The sequence below is a fragment of the Leptospira licerasiae serovar Varillal str. VAR 010 genome, from assembly GCF_000244755.1.
Lineage (GTDB): Bacteria > Spirochaetota > Leptospiria > Leptospirales > Leptospiraceae > Leptospira_B > Leptospira_B licerasiae.
The window spans coordinates 329,980-346,986 of sequence record NZ_AHOO02000011.1 but is presented as its reverse complement, the minus strand read 5'-3'; the positions used below and the strand labels follow the sequence as shown (position 1 = coordinate 346,986).

The following is a 17,007-nucleotide window of genomic DNA, read 5'->3' as shown; positions in this document are numbered from 1 at the left end:
ATTATTTTTTAGGCTCTATATCGGATCCTAAGAGCACGGTAGAGTCCAGCCCTAGATCCTTTCTTAATACATGATATACTTTCGTTTTTTCTAATATGGACGAAATTTTATCCGCAACTGCAGTGTTTCCGGAACGATCTAAGATAACAGTTTTTTTGATATCTTTTGTCCAGGCATTGTCTACAGAAAGGACCTTGATCCTTTTATCCGCTAAAGTAGTTCTCACGTCTTTTGCAAGACCGGCAACATCCGTCCCGTTTAATACTTCCGTTCTGGCGTATTCCCCGTCTGTAAAAATTTCGGCAGATACGTCTTTGTGGAATTTTCGGACGGCGACTGACGCCCTCGCTGGATCTGCAGTTAAGAACAAACGTCTAGTCTTCGGATCTAATGCGGGCTCTCCGGGAAGTTCAGTGATCCCGAATGCGAGTCTATGAGAAGTCGCAAATTTAAGAAGAGTGTAAAAATCCTCTTTGGAAAAATCGGAATCTATCAAGCTGAAAACCATTTCAGACCAAAATGAATTCAGAAGTTCTTTGTTTTCGTATAAAGTTTCGTAAATGGATAGAACGGCACTTTCTTGCCTGCTGATACGATCCAAGTAGTCCAATGTTTCCTTTTTATCCATATAGGAAACATAATCGTAAGCATCTTCGCCTGAATAAGAATACAAACCCGGTTCTCTCACGTAAGAAGGAGAAACCCTATTTGTACGATTATCTGTGTATAAATTCACTCCGCCTAAGATATCCACGATCTTAATAAAGGAAGAAGCGTTTATTTTTACGGTGTAATTGGGCTTGGAGCCTAAAATATCTTGGACTGCATCTTTTACTGCCGACGTAGCCTTGGATTTAATTTGTTCTAAAGTATCTTCCGGATCTTCGAACGTAGTGATCGGATGAAAGAAGAATAAAGCTACTCTTTCTTGGGAAGGAAAGATTGTGGCTAAAAATCCGAATTCGTATATATCATCGTTCCCAACCGCATGGAAAAGAATATGGATCGGCTTACCTGAACTGATCTTTTCGTCCAGGCCCGTCCTTCTGAAATTACGGAATAGAAAAAATAACAATGCCAAAAATAGAAAGCCTGCGGCGATCCATAATGGAAAAAGATTAAAAGGTCGAATCGGTTTGTTAGGACTCAAATCAAAGCCTCGGATTCCATTCAGAAAGAAAAAATAACCCTGTCAATTGGATAATTTTCCCAAGGCGAAATGATACATAGAGATCGTTCTTTTATGGATTTCCTTTTTGTGATCCAAAAGGTTTTGCATCGTATGGATCGCCTTATTTAAAACGGCAAAGTAAAGATTCTCTTTGGCCTTGTTTCTCCATTCCGAATATTCCTTTTGCCTTTCTGCAAACTCGGAACCTAAAAAATCGGCTGCATATAATATATGATCTAAAAGATTGAGATCCTCTCCGCCGAGTGTATGGTGTTTGACCGCATCTAAAACGGATCTTGTTTTTAAACCGTATTCCGTTTCCAGATAGTATACAGCGGATCTGGAATGCCAGGCCGCTTCCGGAAGTTTGGGAGATTCTAAGTCGCCTAATTTTGCGAAAAGTTCCAGATGGAATTCTTTGGTCTTTTGTTTAGTGATATCGTGAACTACACCTGCCAAATATGCTTCTTTAGTTTCATTCGGAGAATGAACAGTTGCGAGTTCTTCTGCGATCTCGGCTACCTTAAGACTATGTTCCCAGCGAGTTTTAGTGATCTCTTTTGGAACGATATTTGAAAAAAATTCAATCTGTTCTGGAGTAGTGTTTGGAAGCATCTGCAAGTATGATCGGTCGTTCAAATGTAAGATCTATTTTTAAGTATGATATCCCATACTTCATCCGACAATGCAATCGGTTTCCTATTTTCCAAAATACATTTAGGAAGTTCTTCTCTTAAATTTACGGAAGCAGCTTCTATAATTCTGTTTTGTAAAAACACGATCTTATTTTGGAACTTTTGTAGGTGCTTATTTGGAGGAATAGATTCTGAAAATCTTCTAAAAACTAAAATAGAATAGACATTGTGCAGGATATTCTCCCAGTTTTTCCACCTATGGAATTCTGAATAATTGTCCTCTCCGATCAACAGGGAAAGTTTTGCGCCAGGTTGAACTTTCAAAAGTTCTAAAATAGTTTCTTCTGTGTAACTGGGAGTGTCCCTTTTGATCTCCCAATCCCAGACTCTCGTATTCGGAAAATTTCGGAACTGTGTCCGAACCAGATCTAAGATAATATCCGGCGAAGTTTTTTTATTCAGTTTCCAAGGAGAAGTGTGGTTCGGAACGATCAGAAGTTCTTTCGCGTTCGGAAAATTTTCCCAAAAGCTGGACGCAACTTCAGCATGACCTAGATGAGGAGGGTCAAAACTCCCGCCAAAAACTCCGACCAGACCGGAAGAGTTCATGAGATGGAAAAGGTCCCTTATCCTCGGACCTGTCCTTCTCCTTCCGCATAAGTAGTAGTGGTTGTAAGATGTACTAATCCCATCGGACCTCTTACATGCAGTTTTCCAGTTGAAATTCCAACTTCGGCCCCAAGTCCGAATTCTCCTCCGTCATGAAAACGAGTAGAGATATTCACAAAGATCGCGGCGGAATCCAAGGAACGGCTGAAAAAATTCGCCGCACTTAGATCTTCCGTTACGATTGCTTCCGTGTGACCCGAGCTGGTTGACTCTATGAATTCGATCGCTTCTTCTATCTTATCCACAGTTTTTACGGAGAATCTTAGATCTAAAAATTCCTCTAAGTAATCTTCTTCCTTGACTGCTTGTCCTTTTGGAAAAATGGCAAGTGATCTCGGATCTAAAAGAAGTTGTACACCTTTTGATGCGAGTTCTTCCAAAAGTTCTTTAATATAAGGATATTCGGAATGTATAATTAAGTTTTCCGCAGCATTACAAACTCCGGGTCTTTGTACTTTGGAATTTACTGCAATCGGTAAAACTTTTTTAGGATCCGCGGACTTATCTATATAAAGATTCACCACTCCCTTATCATGTTTTACCACAGGGATCAAAGAATTTTCCGAAACAAAACGGATGAGACCTTCTCCTCCTCTTGGAACCACTATATCTATATAAGAAGTTTGTTTCAGGAAAGGGATCATATATTCTCTCTCCGTTCTATCTACGAAGGTTACAGCATTGGAAGGTAAACCTTCTTCTTTTAAACAATCTTGGAAAATTTTAGCGAGGATCGTATTCGAGTGGATCGCTTCCGAACCTCCGCGCAAAATACAGGCGTTTCCCGATTTGAAAGATAAAGCTCCCACATCGATGGTAACATTTGGCCTAGATTCGTAGATCACCATGACTACGCCCAGCGGAACTCTTTTAGTGTTTAATCGAATTCCATTTGGAAGAGTAGCCCCTCTTACTGTTTCTCCGACAGGATCCGGAAGCGCTTTGATCTCTAAAACTGCGTTAGCGAGGCCTTGGATCCTTTTTTCGTCCAAAGTTAATCTGTCTAAGAGTGCGGAAGATAGTCCTTTAGATTTTCCCGCTTCCAGGTCTTTTGCATTCTCTTTTAAAATTTCGGATTTTCTGGAGATCAAAGCTTCGCTGAGTTTTTCCAAAACCTTATTCTTTTTGGAAGTGTTGATGGATCGAATTTGCCTATAAGCATCTTTCGCGGATTTACAAAGTTCGTCCACGTAGATGGATTCTGCGGATCTTTGGATCATTCCTGGCCTCCGTTACGTTTGGCTCGGAGAATGGATTTAATTTCATCCTCCGTAAAATGTTTCTTCTTACCGTTAGAGACAACCAATGTCCCGAGTGTATTCTTTTCTATAAACTCACGCACGCAATTTTTGAGATTCCCGTCTATGATCCCGCAAGGAATTCCTGCCTCGCTGGAGATAGAAGCTGCCTTAAGTTTTGTATACATTCCTCCGGTACCGGGACCGCTCGGACCTCCCGCTTGGGAAAGTTCGGACTTTCCTACTTCTTCCAAGAAAGGGAGAAGTTTCCCGTCTTTCAAAAAGCCTTCCACACCTGTGAGTATGATCAGAAGATCCGCTTCTACGATTAGACTTACTATCGCGGAAAGAACGTCGTTATCTCCGAATTTTACTTCTTCGGTGGCGACAGAGTCGTTCTCGTTTACGATCGGTAAAATGCCCCAATTCAGAAGTTGCCCGAAGGTGTTTTTCAGATTTTTAAATCCTTCCGGATTCTCCATATCGAGAACACCGAAAAGTATCTGAGCGATCGGAAGATTTACCTTGGAAAAAAAACTATCGTATAAGTTCACCAAGCGGTTTTGGCCCATGGCAGCCAGAGCTTGCTTTTCCGGAAGAGATTCTCCGGCTTCGGCGGAATTCGGAAGTGTGGATAAAAGTTTTCTCCCTCTCGCGATCGCTCCGGAGGAAACTAGGATCACTTGTTTTCCAAGGTCCCTTAAATGCCGTATGTCCGAAACTAAACTGAAAAGGAAATCGTTCACTTCCTCTTCGGAGCCTGAAAGTCTTGCGGAACCTATTTTAATTACTATTTTGTTGGATGTTTTGATTCTCTCGTTCAGATCATTTCTGTTCATCCGAATCTTCCCGGTGTTCTTCTTTTTTTTCTTCGTTAAAATGTAATTCTTCCAGTTCTTTTTGGAAGAATGTGGAGTCCATTACGGAAAGTAATTCTTCTAAGTTGGTCTCGTTTTGAGCGGAAATGGGGATCACTCTGCCCAAAGAAGAAACTGACTTGAGTAATTCTTCCGTAAAACTCTGGTCTTCCCAGATATCTATTTTATTTAAAACGATCAAATGTGGTCGGTTCAGAAGTTCCGGATTATATGATCTCAACTCTGCTTGGAGCATTTTGAAATCTTCTATAATATCTAATGCGGCTGCATCAAAAACGTATAATATACCTTTTACTCTTTCTATATGTCTTAAAAAGGAAAGCCCAAGGCCCACACCTTTACTCGCGCCTTCTATAATCCCGGGAATATCCGCCATAGTATAGCGGTAGATATCTCCCTTTCTTTTCACAACGCCTAGGTTGGGAGCAAGAGTAGTGAATGCATATCCTGCGATCTTAGGGTGGGCTTCCGTAATTTTAGAAAGTAGGGTGGACTTGCCTGCATTAGGAAGTCCTACAATTCCAACGTCTGCCAAAAGTTTGAGGCTTAAACGTAGATGTTTATATTCTCCATCTTCTCCAGGTTGAGAAAATTTAGGAGTTTGGTGGGTAGAAGATTTGAAATGGGTGTTTCCTTTTCCTCCTCTTCCTCCTTTGACAACCAGAAATTCTCCGTCGTCCTTTACAAAATCGTAAAGTAGTTCTCCGCTTTCTTCGTCGAATACTTGAGTTCCCAATGGAACAAAAAGAATCAGATCTTCTCCCTTTTTGCCGGATCTTTCGTTACCTTCTCCGGGAAAACCATCTTGTGCTCTAAATCTTCTTTTGGTAAGATAACGATCTAGGGTAACCATGGAAAGGTTAGCGCGCATAATAATATTGCCGCCAATTCCTCCGTCACCGCCATCGGGTCCTCCGAATTCCACATATTTCTCTCTTCTGAAATGCATGGATCCGGCTCCACCATGTCCGGCGGTAACTTCGATCAAAACTTCATCTAAAAACTTTTCCATGTGAACTTAAGGCCCTAAAAATAAAAAAAGAAAGGCTCGAGGAAAAACTCCCCGGAAGGCCTTTCTTTTTCCACGCACTAAATCTGAGATCTAATGCTTATTTCGGGTAAACGGAAACTTGCATTTTAGTTTTGGAAACTTGCTCAAATTTAACGTGACCTTCGACGAGAGAGTAAAGTGTGTGATCTTTACCTACACCCACGTTTCTTCCTGGATTCAGTCTGGTTCCTCTTTGACGAACAAGAATATTGCCCGCTAAAACCAACTCTCCTCCGAAACGTTTTACACCAAGACGTTTGGATTGGGAATCGCGTCCGTTTTTGGATGAACCGCCACCTTTCTTATGTGCCATGTTTATTCTCCTATGAGTTCAATTTCCGAAGGATATTGTTCCTTCAAGTTGACCAATCCGCTTTTTACAAGATCGAAACCTGTAAGAACCACTGGATCGGTTGTTTTTCCGGAGACGATCTTGAAGTCCAAGAGTCCGTCTCCGATTACCGCCTCTTCTGCTAAACCTTTCTTGCTTAAATGCAAGTAAAGAGTTTGGACGAGTACTCCGACAGCGGCGCAGAGAAGATTTTGTCCTTTGGATCCGTGCATCTTAGAAGCGTGCCCGGAGGATTCCAAACCAAGGATTTCTTCTCCTTTTCGGAGTACCTTAATACGGATCAAACTGCCGAAAGAGAAACTACCTTAACTTTTTGCAGTTGTTGTCTGTGTCCCCAGGTTCTCTGAGAGTTTTTACGTTTTTTGTAAACGTATCCTCTTACTTTTTCTCCCTTTACATCTTCCAATACTTTCAGGGAGACTTTAGCGGATTTGAGCTCCGGAGATCCAATATGTACCTTATTATTTTCGGCAAATAGTAGAACCTTAGCATCGAAGGTATCACCGGCATTTTTACCGGTTTTTTCAGTCAGGAATTCAAGATCCTGAGTGACTTTGAATTGTCGGTTGCCGACAGAGATGATCGCGAACATGATTACTGGCCTAGTTTCTCGAGTTTTGACCAGTTTTGATCGGTCAAGGCCAGTGTCAAGGGTTTTGGGGTACGATTTGCAAGGAAGAAGATTGTCTTTCGCTAAAGCAGCTCCGTTATTCGGGTTTTAAATCTTGCTTAGATTGCTGGGAATCAGATCTAGTAGTCTATACTATTATGAGATATCTGATCGCTAAGAAAAAAGATTTGGGAGACGGTTTTTTTGTTCGAAGGGTGCTTCCTCAGATCGACGCCAGGCAGGTGGGGCCTTTTGTTTTTTTGGACCATATGGGTCCTCTTCCCATCAAGACAGGGGCAGAAATTGTAGTCCGCCCTCATCCTCATATCGGTTTGGCGACAGTCACGTATCTCTATGACGGAGTGATCACTCATAGAGATAGTCTCGGAAAGGTAGAAGATATCCGTCCTTTCGAAGTGAATTGGATGACCGCAGGTTCCGGGATTGTACATAGCGAAAGATCCAAACTGGATCCTGAATTTAATATTTTAGAAGGGATCCAAACCTGGGTGGCACTCCCCAAAGAATTCGAAGAAACTTCTCCTGAATTTTTCCATCATGAAAGAGAAGAATTGCCCACAGTCAGCGGTGGAGGTTGGGAGCTCAGACTAATTGCAGGTTCTTTTATGGGGGAAGTTTCTCCAGTAAAAGTATATTCTCCTTTATTCTATGCTGATCTAGAGGTGGAGGCCGGTGCAGAAGTAGAGCTGCCTGTCCCATCCGAACAAGAAGCAGGCATTTATGTTGCCAGAGGTAAAGCAGACGCAGAAGGAAAGATAGTCTCCATCGGGGATATGGCAATTTATCCAAAGGGCGGAGCGGTCAAATTCAGAGCAGAAGAAACTTCGCGCATTGTTCTACTTGGCGGAACTCCGCTTTCTACTCCAAGGCATATGTATTGGAACTTTGTATCCAGTTCTTTAGAAAGAATTGAACAAGCAAAATTGGATTGGAAAGAAGATCGATTTGCACATGTGCCAGGGGAGACTGAAAGGATCCCGTTGCCGGAACATTAAGAATCCTAGGATCGTTTAAAACCGGTTATTAATAGCGATTTAATGCGTTCTTTTTCATCCCATTGAAAAGAATTTCCTAAAATTCCACCTTGTCACCCTGGCCCTTACGTAAATTTTGGTCATAGCATGGAAATCCGCAATATCGCCATTATCGCACACGTTGACCACGGTAAAACAACCCTTCTAGACGGTATTTTACGCCAAACAGGCGCAGTTACCGCAAAAGAAGACGGTGAAAGAATCATGGATAGTAATGATCTCGAAAAAGAAAAAGGGATCACGATAAAGGCCAAAAACACAGCAGTTGTTTATAAAGGCACACGTATCAATGTAGTAGATACCCCAGGTCACGCGGACTTTGGAGGAGAGGTGGAGCGAGTACTTTCCACAGCCGATTCCTGTCTTCTTCTTGTAGACGCATTCGACGGACCCATGCCTCAAACCAGATTCGTATTAGGTAAGTCCTTACAATTAGGACATAGACCTATTTTAGTTATCAATAAAATTGATAGAGATGGAGCTCGTCCTGATGCTGTAGTCGATATGGTTTTCGACCTATTCAGCGATTTAGGAGCTACCAATGAACAATTGGATTTTCCTATCGTTTACGCTTCTGCAAAACAAGGTTGGGCAGTAAGCAAATTAGAAGATGCTCCCGGAACCAATTTGGATCCACTTTTAGATACTGTACTTTCTCATGTACCTCCTGTTAAAGCGAATATAGAGGCGCCTCTACAATTCCAAGTTACTTCTTTGGATTATAACGATTACGTAGGTCGTATCGCGATCGGTAAGATCTATAACGGTAAACTCCAAAAAGGAATGAGCGTAATCCAAGTTTCCCCTAAGCCAAATGGCAGGGACGAAACCCAAGTTTTAAAGATCACTAAACTTTATAACTTCGAAGGACTCAAAAGGAACGAGATCGAAGAGGCAGAAGCTGGAGATATCGTTTCTATCGCAGGACTACCCGATGTATTTATCGGGGACACAGTTTGTGAACCTGGTAAAGCAGCTCCAATGCCTGCAATCGAAGTAGAAGAACCAACCGTATCCATGTATTTTATGGTAAACAATTCTCCTTTTGCGAGTAAAGAAGGTAAGTACGTAACTACCAGAAATATCCGCGAACGTCTGGACAGAGAATTAGAAACAAACGTAGCAATGCGTTTGGAAGAAACGGAAGATAAAGACCGCTTCAAGGTTTTAGGCCGAGGAGAATTGCATCTTTCCGTACTCATCGAAACCATGAGAAGAGAAGGTTTCGAGCTTCAAGTTTCCCGCCCCGAGGTAATCATCAAGAAGGGAGAAAACGGAGAAAAACTGGAGCCTTATGAGTATCTAGTAATGGATTTACCGGACCAGTTCACCGGAAGTATTATTGCAGAGTTAAACCGCAGAAAGGGAGAGCTTCAGTTAATGGATGCTCATCCGTCCGGAATGACCAGAGTAGAATTCGTGATCCCTACCAGAGGTATTATCGGATTCAGAGGTTTTTTTGTCACAGAAACCAAGGGAGAAGGAGTGGCATCCAGCCGATTCCTTAGATTCGACACCTATAAAGGAGAAATTCCTGGAAGAAAGAACGGTGCGCTCATCTCCATGGACTCCGGGGAAACCACAGGATATGCACTTTGGAAAATCCAGGAAAGAGGAGAATTACTCATCGATCCTCAAACTCCAGTATATCCAGGAATGATCATAGGTATCCACTCCAGAGACAACGACTTGGAAGTGAACCCTGTAAAAGAGAAAAAATTGACCAACGTAAGATCTTCTGGGGCGGACGAAGCAATTAGACTTGTTCCTCCTCGCAAGTTCAGCTTAGAGCAGAACATCGAGTTCTTGGACGACGACGAACTTCTGGAAGTAACTCCTCAGAGTATGCGTCTTCGCAAAAGACATTTGGATGCAAACGCAAGAAAGCGCGCAGCTAAATAGTCGTTTCTGCTAATCTAATCAAAGAAGAAGGCTCGCAATCGCGGGCCTTTTTTATGCTCATAGAGAGTGATCTAGTTTTGTTTTAAGGCTTTGTATCAAATGCTACAGTGCATTGACTACACCAAATGGTATAAAACACATTAGAATTTTAGAATATTCTTTTATTTTATTTTTGATTGAACGATCGATTTAAGATTATTTTTTCCTTTTCACTTATAATTCCCTTATTTTCTCAATTGACAATTTAACGCTGTTCTATAATCAACTTTGTGGGCCGATGACACAGAAGAGGTGGACAAAGGTTCAAATAGCGAACGTTCGAAATTAAAAACTTAAGTCGAATGCTTGTTATATATAAATAGAACTCCTTCCTAAAGAGGCAAAGCCCGGGAAGTGAGATCCGTAGAGAGAATAGTTTAAAAGAAGAGGGTTAAGGAGAATGTTAAAAAGAGCAAAGTTAATGGTAGCTGGGGTTCTATTCCTAGCAGCGGGAGCAGTGAGCGCATCTGGTGGAGGTTCTTCTACTAAACCTCTCGCAGGAGCTTATCCGATCGTATTGACTCATGGTATTTTCGGTTGGGGTAAATCTACTGGTATTGTTGACTATTGGGGCGGAAACGCAGCTTATCTTCAATCCCAAGGGGCCACTGTTCTTACTCCTACAGTCACCGCTACGAACTCTTCCGCATCTAGAGCTTCTCAGTTGAAAACAGCAATCCAAACTGCAATGGCAGCAAATAACTACACCGGAAAAGTCCATATCCTTGGACACTCTCAGGGTGGATTAGACGCTCGTTATCTTGTTTCGAATCTTAGTTTTGCAAGTAAAGTAGCAACTCTTACCACGATCAACACACCTCACAAAGGAAGTCCTGTTGCAAGCGTGATAGAAGCTGTGATCCCAAGTTGGGCTCTTCCTTATGTTGGAACCGTTATTAATGCATTGGTCGGAGTAGTTTATGGACAATCCAGCCAAAACGTTGTTGCTGCATTAAAACTTCTTACAGTAAGCGGAGCTACCACTTTCAATGCAAACGTTCCAAACGCTTCCGGAGTTAAGTATTTTTCTTATGGATCATATATGATCGGAAACGATCTGATCCAACACCCTGCGATGGGATTGATTGCACCTATTTGTTCCATCGGAGCTCCTTTCTATGGACAAAGTATTTGGAATGACGGAGTGGTTCCGGATGATTCTCAAAGATGGGGAACCTGGAAAGGTGGTCCTTCTTATGGGATCCTTACCACCGGTGTGGACCATTTAGAAGCAACCAATGCATTATACCTGGGACAGACCTGGTATGATACTAACGGTTATTACTTAAAAATGGCTTCCAACGCAAAAAGTAATCAATAAGAAGCCAGTTTCTATCTAGTAAAATAGGAGCGCCCCTCTTTTGAGGGGCGTTTTTTTATTCCCTTATATAATAAGTGTGCTTATTAAATTGCTTGCATAATATGTGCACTTATTATATAAGGGATTCAGATAGTAAGTGTGCTTATTATCTGGAGGAATAAGATGTGGAAGTATGAGTATAAAACAACTGTAAAAGGAATCGACGCAAAATCACTTTGGGAGGCCAGATCAGACGTTTCCAATTGGTCCAAATGGGATTCAGATATCGAGTGGACTAAGATAGAAGGAGAAGTCTCCGTCGGTAAAGAATTTGTTCTGAAGCCAAAGGGAGGATTTGCTTGTAAGGTTTTGATCACAGAATCTGAAAAACCTTTCGTATTCGGAGATGTAACCAGTCTTCCGGGAGCAAAGATGAAATTTATACATTTCTTTAAGCCCAGCCAAGAAGGGACAGAGATCAAAGTTGAGCTAAGCATTTCCGGGCCATTAGGATTTCTCTGGAAAAAAATCTTAGGAGAAGAGCAGGCAAAAGGGATGGAGAAAGAGATCAGTAGGTTTGCCGAACTGGTCCGGGAAGGAGTAAGATGAGTCGATATTGGATCGTAGTTGCCTCAAAGGAACATTCTCTTATCGGAATGTCCCAAGGAATTATTCAAGCTTGTCACGGTAAAAAGGCTCCTTTAGCTAGAATGAAAAAAGGGGATTGGGTCTTGGTTTATTCTTCTAAAGAAAATTTCGGAGAAAAAGCTCCATATAAAAAATTCACTTCGATTGGACGCATTGTGGATGATTCGGTGTATTCTTTTCAAATGAGTCCTGATTTTTGTCCGTTTCGAAGGAACGTTACATACTATCATGCGGAAGAAGCGGATATTTTACCTTTGGTCCCATTTTTGGATTTTATTCCAAATAAAAAGTCCTGGGGTTTTCCGTTTCGTTTCGGATTTTTGGAAATCGGACCGAAAGATTTCGGCCTGATTTCGGAAAGGATGGGCATAAGTGTCGAAGGACAAAATATTCAGGTACGATAGATCCGACGATAGTCCCGGATTTTTATTATGGCAGGTTACGAATCTTTGGCAAAGAGAGATCCGAAAGGTTTTAGAACCTCTGGATCTGACCCATGCTCAATTCGTTCTTTTGGCCGTAACACATTGGTTGGAACTCCACGAAGAAGAGACAACCCAGATCAAGATTGCGGACAGAGCTAAAACGGATCCTATGACTACTTCTACCGTACTTAGAACTCTTGAATCTAAGAAGTTAGTAAAACGTATCTCTCATGAGACTGATACTCGTGCGAAATTAGTAAAGACCACTTCGGAGGGGCAGAAAGTCCTAAAACAAGCGGTCAAAGTAGTGGAAGATTTTGATGAAGACTTCTTTTCCATTTTAGGAGGGAAAAGAAAAGAAATGGTTGGTGGACTACAAATACTTTCCCGGAAATAGTCCGGAAAAGTATTTTAGGGCCTTTTTTAAAGGATCCCAGGATCGACCGACACTTGCGCGGGAATTACTCTTTGTTCTTGAGTTTTTCCAGTTCCCGGATCAGTTCCTCTTTGGAAACATTCGGATCCTGTTTTAATCTTCGGATTAACTCGTCAGTACTTTCTTTTTGAGAGATTGTTTTAGTATCCACAATTCCGTCTAGAAGTACGGAAGAGAAGTTTTGGATTATTGGAGCAGAAATCCCTGGTTTTGTCTTGTTCAATTCGACTACAGCCACATGTTCGAAAACTTCCTGGATCTGGCCGGGAAATTCAGCGATCTTGATCGGAGTTCCTACTGCTAGAGAATCCGTAGTGGAAAATAACGCGAAGAAGTTTTGCCTTCCTTCCGTTTGGGGGAATGCTTCCGCATCCAAAGGAAATAATACCACTCCCGCAATCTCATTATCTATGGTCTTTTTGAATTTTCCTAAATTGATGGAGATTCTCCCTAAGAGGGGATTGCCTATCCTTCTGTAAACTTCTCCGTTGGAAAATACGATAGAGTTTTTGTCTTGAGAAAGTTCAGCGGATCTTCCGGTTCCTTCTCCTATTAATTTGCTGAAATCTTTTACCTTCATGAAAGGTCCGAAGGAACGGATTGCCCAGCTTTTAGGATCTTTTGTTTTTGGGCCGTGATAATTGCGATGGAATTCTTTTGCGTTGGTTTCGAAAAATAAAAGTTCTCTGTCGCTAGTTAATAGTTTTCCGGATTTAACTTTTAATTCTTCTCTGTTCTCACTGATGCTGAATTGGAGCCTAATCAATATATTGTGTGAGAATTCCATTTCTCCTTTTGCAGTACGCCTGATCCAAAGAGTTTGTATTTTGATCTTTCCGTCTTTAAACCATTCTTTGGATCTTTCATTTACATAAAATCCTGCCAGTTCCGGGATTGCCGGAGTTGGCTTACCTCTTAAACTATCTCCGCAGTTCATTAAGATACAAAACAAGGTTAAGAGAATTACGGATATTTTGAAACGGTTTCGAAACATTTGAATTACGTTAGTTTTTCTGCCGAAAAGGGTAAAGAAAAAAAAGGAAATTCATATTATCTTGACAAAGTCGTCGTTTTTGTAGACCAATGAGCGATTAAAACAATGGATCCTGAGCCTATAGCTTTCCGATTTCAATATTTACTTTCTATAATTTTCTGTATCTTCTTACTTTCGTGCTCTTCTGCAGATGCACCGGTCGCTCAAAAAGGGATCTTAGATTTAACCAATTGGGATTATAGATCCAACCCTACTATGAATCTACAGGGAGATTGGTCTTTTTTTTCGAATACTTTCCAACCTGATCTAAATTCCAGAATGTCTCCGGAATTTCGCAAAATCCCTGGAGTTTGGCCAGGCACGGGTTATGCTCTTCTTAAATTAAAAATACTTCTTCCGGAAAAACATGGGCGTTTAGCGATCTATTCCAAACATCAAGCGACTGCTTTTGAGATTTTGATCAATGGTGTTTCTGCAGGTAGTTCTGGAGAACCGGGGACCACTTTTGAGACAAGCGCTCCGGACAATCGGCCGGTATACTATGAATGGGACGAGCCCGCAAAGGAAGTGGATATTAGTTTCAAAATTTCTAATTTTCATCATAGGTTGACAGGGCTTTGGTTTGATATTCGCTTTGGGGATGCGAGGGAGCTTTATAAAGAAACTCTAATACTCAGGGATTGGGATCTTTTTCTATCCGGACTTTTTTTCATGTCCACCATTTACCATCTCGGTCTTTTCTTTCTACGTAGACAGGATCGTACTCCTCTGGTTTTCGCATTATTCTGCTTTTGTTTATTTTTACGTTTGTTTGTGACCGAGGAAAAATTGATCCAATTCTATTTTCCTTGGGCGGATTATCCGCTTTCGATGAATTTGGAATATCTCACTATGTACGCTGCTTTACCTTTAGGTTTGCATTTTCTCAGACATTCTTTTCCAGCATATTTTCCTAGAAAATGGATGTTATTATTTTATCTGATCTCTTTTACGTTTTCTTTAAGCACACTCTTTCCTTTTCCCATCCCTTCTATACCTGTACCTTATTTTCAATTCGTCTTTTTAGGCGGTGTGGTATTTGCGATTGTAGTGCTTTTTCGGGCAATTATCCACAAAGAACAATATTCTCTCGTTATCGGATTTGCGATCTTAGCTTTGATTCTGGCAGGAATATTCGATATACTTGCGGCAAGACAGATTATATTCGCAAGGTTTATAATCCCGATCGGATTGTTTGTGGCAATTCTTACTCAGACATTCATCCTTTCTTCCAGATATAGGGATCTATATAGGGAGAAGGAAAAACTTTCGGATCGCCTGCAACGTTTGAACGAGACTTATAGCAGATTCGTTCCTATCAGCTTTTTGGAATTTTTAGGAAAAGGAAAGCTGGAGGATATGAGACCTGGGGACCAGATCAAAAAGGAAATGACCATCCTGTTCGCGGATATTCGTTCCTTTACCGAAATTTCGGAAAGTCTGGATTCCAAGGAAAGTTTTGAATTATTAAATTCTTATATTTCGGAGATGGAACCTCTTATTCATTCCAATCGCGGCTTTGTGGATAAGTATTTTGGGGATGCGATCATGGCTCTATTTCCTGAAAGTTCTGACGATGCGGTGAATGCCGCTATATCCATGCAAAATCGTATTTTAGAGTATAACCAGAGAAGAATGGACCAAGGAAATCGTGCAATAGGAGTCGGGATCGGGATACATACCGGCTCTTTGATGATGGGGCTTGTAGGTTCCGGAGATCGTATGGAAAGCACTGTGATCTCGGATGCTGTCCATCTTGCTTCTAAATTGGAAGCTTTAAATAAGTATTACGGTTCTAGCATATTGATCAGCGAAGATACTTACTCCAAATTGAAGTCTCCGGAAAAGTTCTTACTTCGTAAATTGGACCAACTTAAATTTAGAGGAAAGGAGACTCATAGAGCGATCTATGAACTGGGAGATCATTTAAGCAAAACGGAAAGAGATGCCTTTCTTAAATCCAAAAGTAATTTTGAAAGGGGAGTGGAACTTTTTCATTATGGGAAGTATTTGGATTCGGGAGAGTCTTTCAGGGAGGCCTTGAGGATTTACTCCGGAGACAGGGCTGCGAATCTATACTTAAAACGTTGCACTGAGCAAATTTATTCTTCTACAGTAAAAGTGCAGCCCGGTCCGGATCTAGCTTAAATTTTTAGATCATTCTCCATTCAAAAACAAAGTTTCTTCCGCATCATCTTGGGAATCCTCCGAAGTTGAATCTAGCGACTTACGGACTTTTGCCCCTAGTTTACGAATATTCTCCGCTCTTCCCAAAAGATTTCCTCTGCCCGATTTTAATTTTCCAAGCACCGCGTCGTAATTGTCCTTAGATTTATCTATGGATTTGCCAAGGACTTCTAATGCGGTAACGATCTCTACGATCTTGTCGTACATCTTGCCGGATTCCTCTGCAATCTGTTCCGAATTCTTGTTTTGTTTTTCCTTTCTCCAAAGATTTGCCACCATCTTTAAGGAAACCATTAAGGTAGAAGGAGTAACGATTAGTATATTTTTAGCGTATGCATCTTCTAAAAATTTAGGATCTGTTCGAACAGCTTCGTAATAAGAAGGTTCCACCGGTAGGAACATCAGCACAAAGTCCAGGGATTCTATCCCATATAAAGATTGGTAATTTTTTTTATATAATCCTGAGACATGTTCATACAAACTTTTGAGGTGCCTTTGTAAAGCAGCCTTTTTTACTTCTTCCGTTTCGGCGGAAGCATATTCCACGTAGGCAGTCAAGGAAACCTTGGAGTCTATGACGATCGATTTTCCGGAAGGAAGTTTGACTACTATATCAGGCCTTAATCTTCCGTCTTCTGTTTGTACGGATTCTTGTGCGGTGTATTCTCTTCCTTTCACTAAGCCGCTATTTTGAAGTATATTTTCGAGGATCCCTTCTCCCCAATCTCCTTGGGTTTTGGAGTTCCCTTTCAGAGCGGATGCTAAACTTTTAGCGTCTTCCGAAAGTGTTTTATTCATTTCTAATAGATTATTGATCTGAGCCTTTAGGTTTGCCGTATCGTCCTTATGCTCTTTATGAGATAGTTCTACTTTGATCCCGAACTTTTCTATTTCTTCCTTAAAAGGACGGAGTAGATCGGTCATCTTTTCGTGGGTTTGCTGGTTGAATTTTTGGGAATTATCCAAGAGTGCCTGGTTGGCCGCATGTTTGAACTTTTCATCCAGCTTGGACATAAGTTCTTCGAATTCCTTTTTTTGGTTCTCCAATCTTTCCTTTAAAAGATCGGATTCCTTTTTCATGGCTTGGTAATAGCCGATCGCTTTTTCTGTCTTTTCGGAATTCTCTTTGAACTCTTTTTCTAACTGTAAGATCCTTTCCTTGGATCTTTGTTCGGAAGTAAGAAGTCCCGCTCTTTCTAATTTTAATTTTTCATGCTCACTTGGATTGATCCCAGACTCTTTGGAATAAAGAGCTTTGGCCAAGAAAAAAGCCAGGCCAAAACCTATGAGAAGTCCTGTGAGTAATACGATTGCAAATTCCATTTTGACTCCTTTTTGGAATTCGGTACAATTCAGGATACCTATTTCCAGGATAGAA

Annotated in this window: 18 protein-coding genes; 7 read left to right on the top strand and 11 right to left on the bottom strand. The window is 41.2% G+C overall.

Annotation, left to right across the window (positions count from 1 at the left end):
- Window position 1: 1 nt before the first annotated feature.
- The 9 genes from LEP1GSC185_RS14105 to rplU form a co-directional block, all read right to left on the bottom strand.
- Window positions 2–1,150 carry an LCP family protein gene (locus LEP1GSC185_RS14105; protein ID WP_008594606.1) on the bottom strand — a complete coding sequence of 383 codons (1,149 nt, stop codon included), beginning with the start codon at window positions 1,148–1,150 and terminating at the stop codon, window positions 2–4.
- Between the two features lie 42 nt (window positions 1,151–1,192).
- Window positions 1,193–1,786: a bis(5'-nucleosyl)-tetraphosphatase (symmetrical) YqeK gene (yqeK, locus tag LEP1GSC185_RS14100; RefSeq protein ID WP_008594775.1), complete on the bottom strand. Its 594-nt coding sequence runs from the start codon at window positions 1,784–1,786 to the stop codon at window positions 1,193–1,195.
- A 20-nt stretch (window positions 1,787–1,806) separates the two neighbouring features.
- Window positions 1,807–2,415 carry a nicotinate-nicotinamide nucleotide adenylyltransferase gene (locus tag LEP1GSC185_RS14095; protein ID WP_008593613.1) on the bottom strand — a complete coding sequence of 203 codons (609 nt, stop codon included), beginning with the start codon at window positions 2,413–2,415 and terminating at the stop codon, window positions 1,807–1,809.
- Window positions 2,416–2,432: 17 nt separating this feature from the next.
- Complete coding sequence (locus LEP1GSC185_RS14090) at window positions 2,433–3,695, bottom strand: glutamate-5-semialdehyde dehydrogenase (RefSeq protein WP_008595073.1); 1,263 nt, start codon at window positions 3,693–3,695, stop codon at window positions 2,433–2,435.
- Window positions 3,692–4,558 carry a glutamate 5-kinase gene (proB, locus tag LEP1GSC185_RS14085; protein WP_024864020.1) on the bottom strand — a complete coding sequence of 289 codons (867 nt, stop codon included), beginning with the start codon at window positions 4,556–4,558 and terminating at the stop codon, window positions 3,692–3,694. The genes LEP1GSC185_RS14090 and proB overlap by 4 nt, the downstream gene beginning before the upstream one ends.
- Entirely contained in the window at window positions 4,539–5,603 is a 1,065-nt protein-coding gene (gene obgE / locus LEP1GSC185_RS14080; RefSeq protein ID WP_008594103.1) for a GTPase ObgE, read from the bottom strand. Before obgE ends, proB begins: the two co-directional genes overlap by 20 nt.
- A gap of 97 nt (window positions 5,604–5,700) precedes the next feature.
- A complete protein-coding gene (gene rpmA / locus LEP1GSC185_RS14075; RefSeq protein ID WP_008595779.1) occupies window positions 5,701–5,955 on the bottom strand; it encodes a 50S ribosomal protein L27 in 255 nt (84 codons plus the stop codon).
- A gap of 2 nt (window positions 5,956–5,957) precedes the next feature.
- Window positions 5,958–6,278, bottom strand: coding sequence for a ribosomal-processing cysteine protease Prp (locus LEP1GSC185_RS14070; protein WP_008594538.1), 321 nt, complete (start codon window positions 6,276–6,278; stop codon window positions 5,958–5,960).
- Window positions 6,275–6,586: a 50S ribosomal protein L21 gene (gene rplU / locus LEP1GSC185_RS14065; protein ID WP_008593635.1), complete on the bottom strand. Its 312-nt coding sequence runs from the start codon at window positions 6,584–6,586 to the stop codon at window positions 6,275–6,277. The genes LEP1GSC185_RS14070 and rplU overlap by 4 nt, the downstream gene beginning before the upstream one ends.
- Window positions 6,587–6,762: 176 nt before the next feature.
- Here rplU and LEP1GSC185_RS14060 point away from each other — a divergent pair, with 176 nt between their 5' ends.
- From LEP1GSC185_RS14060 to LEP1GSC185_RS14035, 6 genes are all read left to right on the top strand, one after another.
- Window positions 6,763–7,620, top strand: a complete 858-nt coding sequence (locus tag LEP1GSC185_RS14060; protein ID WP_008594882.1) for a pirin family protein — start codon at window positions 6,763–6,765, stop codon at window positions 7,618–7,620.
- 126 nt (window positions 7,621–7,746) lie between these two features.
- Complete coding sequence (gene typA / locus LEP1GSC185_RS14055) at window positions 7,747–9,561, top strand: translational GTPase TypA (RefSeq protein ID WP_008594584.1); 1,815 nt, start codon at window positions 7,747–7,749, stop codon at window positions 9,559–9,561.
- 439 nt (window positions 9,562–10,000) lie between these two features.
- Window positions 10,001–10,921 (top strand): esterase/lipase family protein, encoded by a 921-nt coding sequence (locus LEP1GSC185_RS14050; RefSeq protein ID WP_008594555.1) that lies wholly within the window; start codon window positions 10,001–10,003, stop codon window positions 10,919–10,921.
- A 162-nt stretch (window positions 10,922–11,083) separates the two neighbouring features.
- Window positions 11,084–11,509, top strand: coding sequence for an SRPBCC family protein (locus tag LEP1GSC185_RS14045; RefSeq protein ID WP_008593531.1), 426 nt, complete (start codon window positions 11,084–11,086; stop codon window positions 11,507–11,509).
- Window positions 11,506–11,952: an EVE domain-containing protein gene (locus LEP1GSC185_RS14040; protein WP_008594963.1), complete on the top strand. Its 447-nt coding sequence runs from the start codon at window positions 11,506–11,508 to the stop codon at window positions 11,950–11,952. Before LEP1GSC185_RS14045 ends, LEP1GSC185_RS14040 begins: the two co-directional genes overlap by 4 nt.
- A complete protein-coding gene (locus LEP1GSC185_RS14035; protein ID WP_008594049.1) occupies window positions 11,921–12,370 on the top strand; it encodes a MarR family winged helix-turn-helix transcriptional regulator in 450 nt (149 codons plus the stop codon). Before LEP1GSC185_RS14040 ends, LEP1GSC185_RS14035 begins: the two co-directional genes overlap by 32 nt.
- Window positions 12,371–12,434: 64 nt before the next feature.
- Here LEP1GSC185_RS14035 and LEP1GSC185_RS14030 read toward each other — a convergent pair whose 3' ends face one another.
- Window positions 12,435–13,403, bottom strand: coding sequence for an LIC12353 family lipoprotein (locus tag LEP1GSC185_RS14030; RefSeq protein WP_008593984.1), 969 nt, complete (start codon window positions 13,401–13,403; stop codon window positions 12,435–12,437).
- A gap of 105 nt (window positions 13,404–13,508) precedes the next feature.
- On the opposite strand from LEP1GSC185_RS14030, the gene LEP1GSC185_RS14025 reads away from it, so the two are divergent.
- Window positions 13,509–15,590, top strand: coding sequence for an adenylate/guanylate cyclase domain-containing protein (locus LEP1GSC185_RS14025; RefSeq protein WP_008595472.1), 2,082 nt, complete (start codon window positions 13,509–13,511; stop codon window positions 15,588–15,590).
- A 9-nt stretch (window positions 15,591–15,599) separates the two neighbouring features.
- Here LEP1GSC185_RS14025 and LEP1GSC185_RS14020 read toward each other — a convergent pair whose 3' ends face one another.
- Window positions 15,600–16,952, bottom strand: coding sequence for a DNA recombination protein RmuC (locus LEP1GSC185_RS14020; RefSeq protein ID WP_008594356.1), 1,353 nt, complete (start codon window positions 16,950–16,952; stop codon window positions 15,600–15,602).
- Window positions 16,953–17,007: the final 55 nt, after the last annotated feature.

Coding starts and splice junctions, on each gene's coding strand:
- yqeK (WP_008594775.1), bottom strand. CDS start 1,786: ATGCTTCCAAACACTACTCCAGAACAGATTGAATTTTTTTCAAATATC.
- LEP1GSC185_RS14095 (WP_008593613.1), bottom strand. CDS start 2,415: ATGAACTCTTCCGGTCTGGTCGGAGTTTTTGGCGGGAGTTTTGACCCT.
- LEP1GSC185_RS14090 (WP_008595073.1), bottom strand. CDS start 3,695: ATGATCCAAAGATCCGCAGAATCCATCTACGTGGACGAACTTTGTAAA.
- obgE (WP_008594103.1), bottom strand. CDS start 5,603: ATGGAAAAGTTTTTAGATGAAGTTTTGATCGAAGTTACCGCCGGACAT.
- rpmA (WP_008595779.1), bottom strand. CDS start 5,955: ATGGCACATAAGAAAGGTGGCGGTTCATCCAAAAACGGACGCGATTCC.
- rplU (WP_008593635.1), bottom strand. CDS start 6,586: ATGTTCGCGATCATCTCTGTCGGCAACCGACAATTCAAAGTCACTCAG.
- LEP1GSC185_RS14060 (WP_008594882.1), top strand. CDS start 6,763: ATGAGATATCTGATCGCTAAGAAAAAAGATTTGGGAGACGGTTTTTTT.
- typA (WP_008594584.1), top strand. CDS start 7,747: ATGGAAATCCGCAATATCGCCATTATCGCACACGTTGACCACGGTAAA.
- LEP1GSC185_RS14050 (WP_008594555.1), top strand. CDS start 10,001: ATGTTAAAAAGAGCAAAGTTAATGGTAGCTGGGGTTCTATTCCTAGCA.
- LEP1GSC185_RS14045 (WP_008593531.1), top strand. CDS start 11,084: ATGTGGAAGTATGAGTATAAAACAACTGTAAAAGGAATCGACGCAAAA.
- LEP1GSC185_RS14040 (WP_008594963.1), top strand. CDS start 11,506: ATGAGTCGATATTGGATCGTAGTTGCCTCAAAGGAACATTCTCTTATC.
- LEP1GSC185_RS14030 (WP_008593984.1), bottom strand. CDS start 13,403: ATGTTTCGAAACCGTTTCAAAATATCCGTAATTCTCTTAACCTTGTTT.
- LEP1GSC185_RS14025 (WP_008595472.1), top strand. CDS start 13,509: ATGGATCCTGAGCCTATAGCTTTCCGATTTCAATATTTACTTTCTATA.
- LEP1GSC185_RS14020 (WP_008594356.1), bottom strand. CDS start 16,952: ATGGAATTTGCAATCGTATTACTCACAGGACTTCTCATAGGTTTTGGC.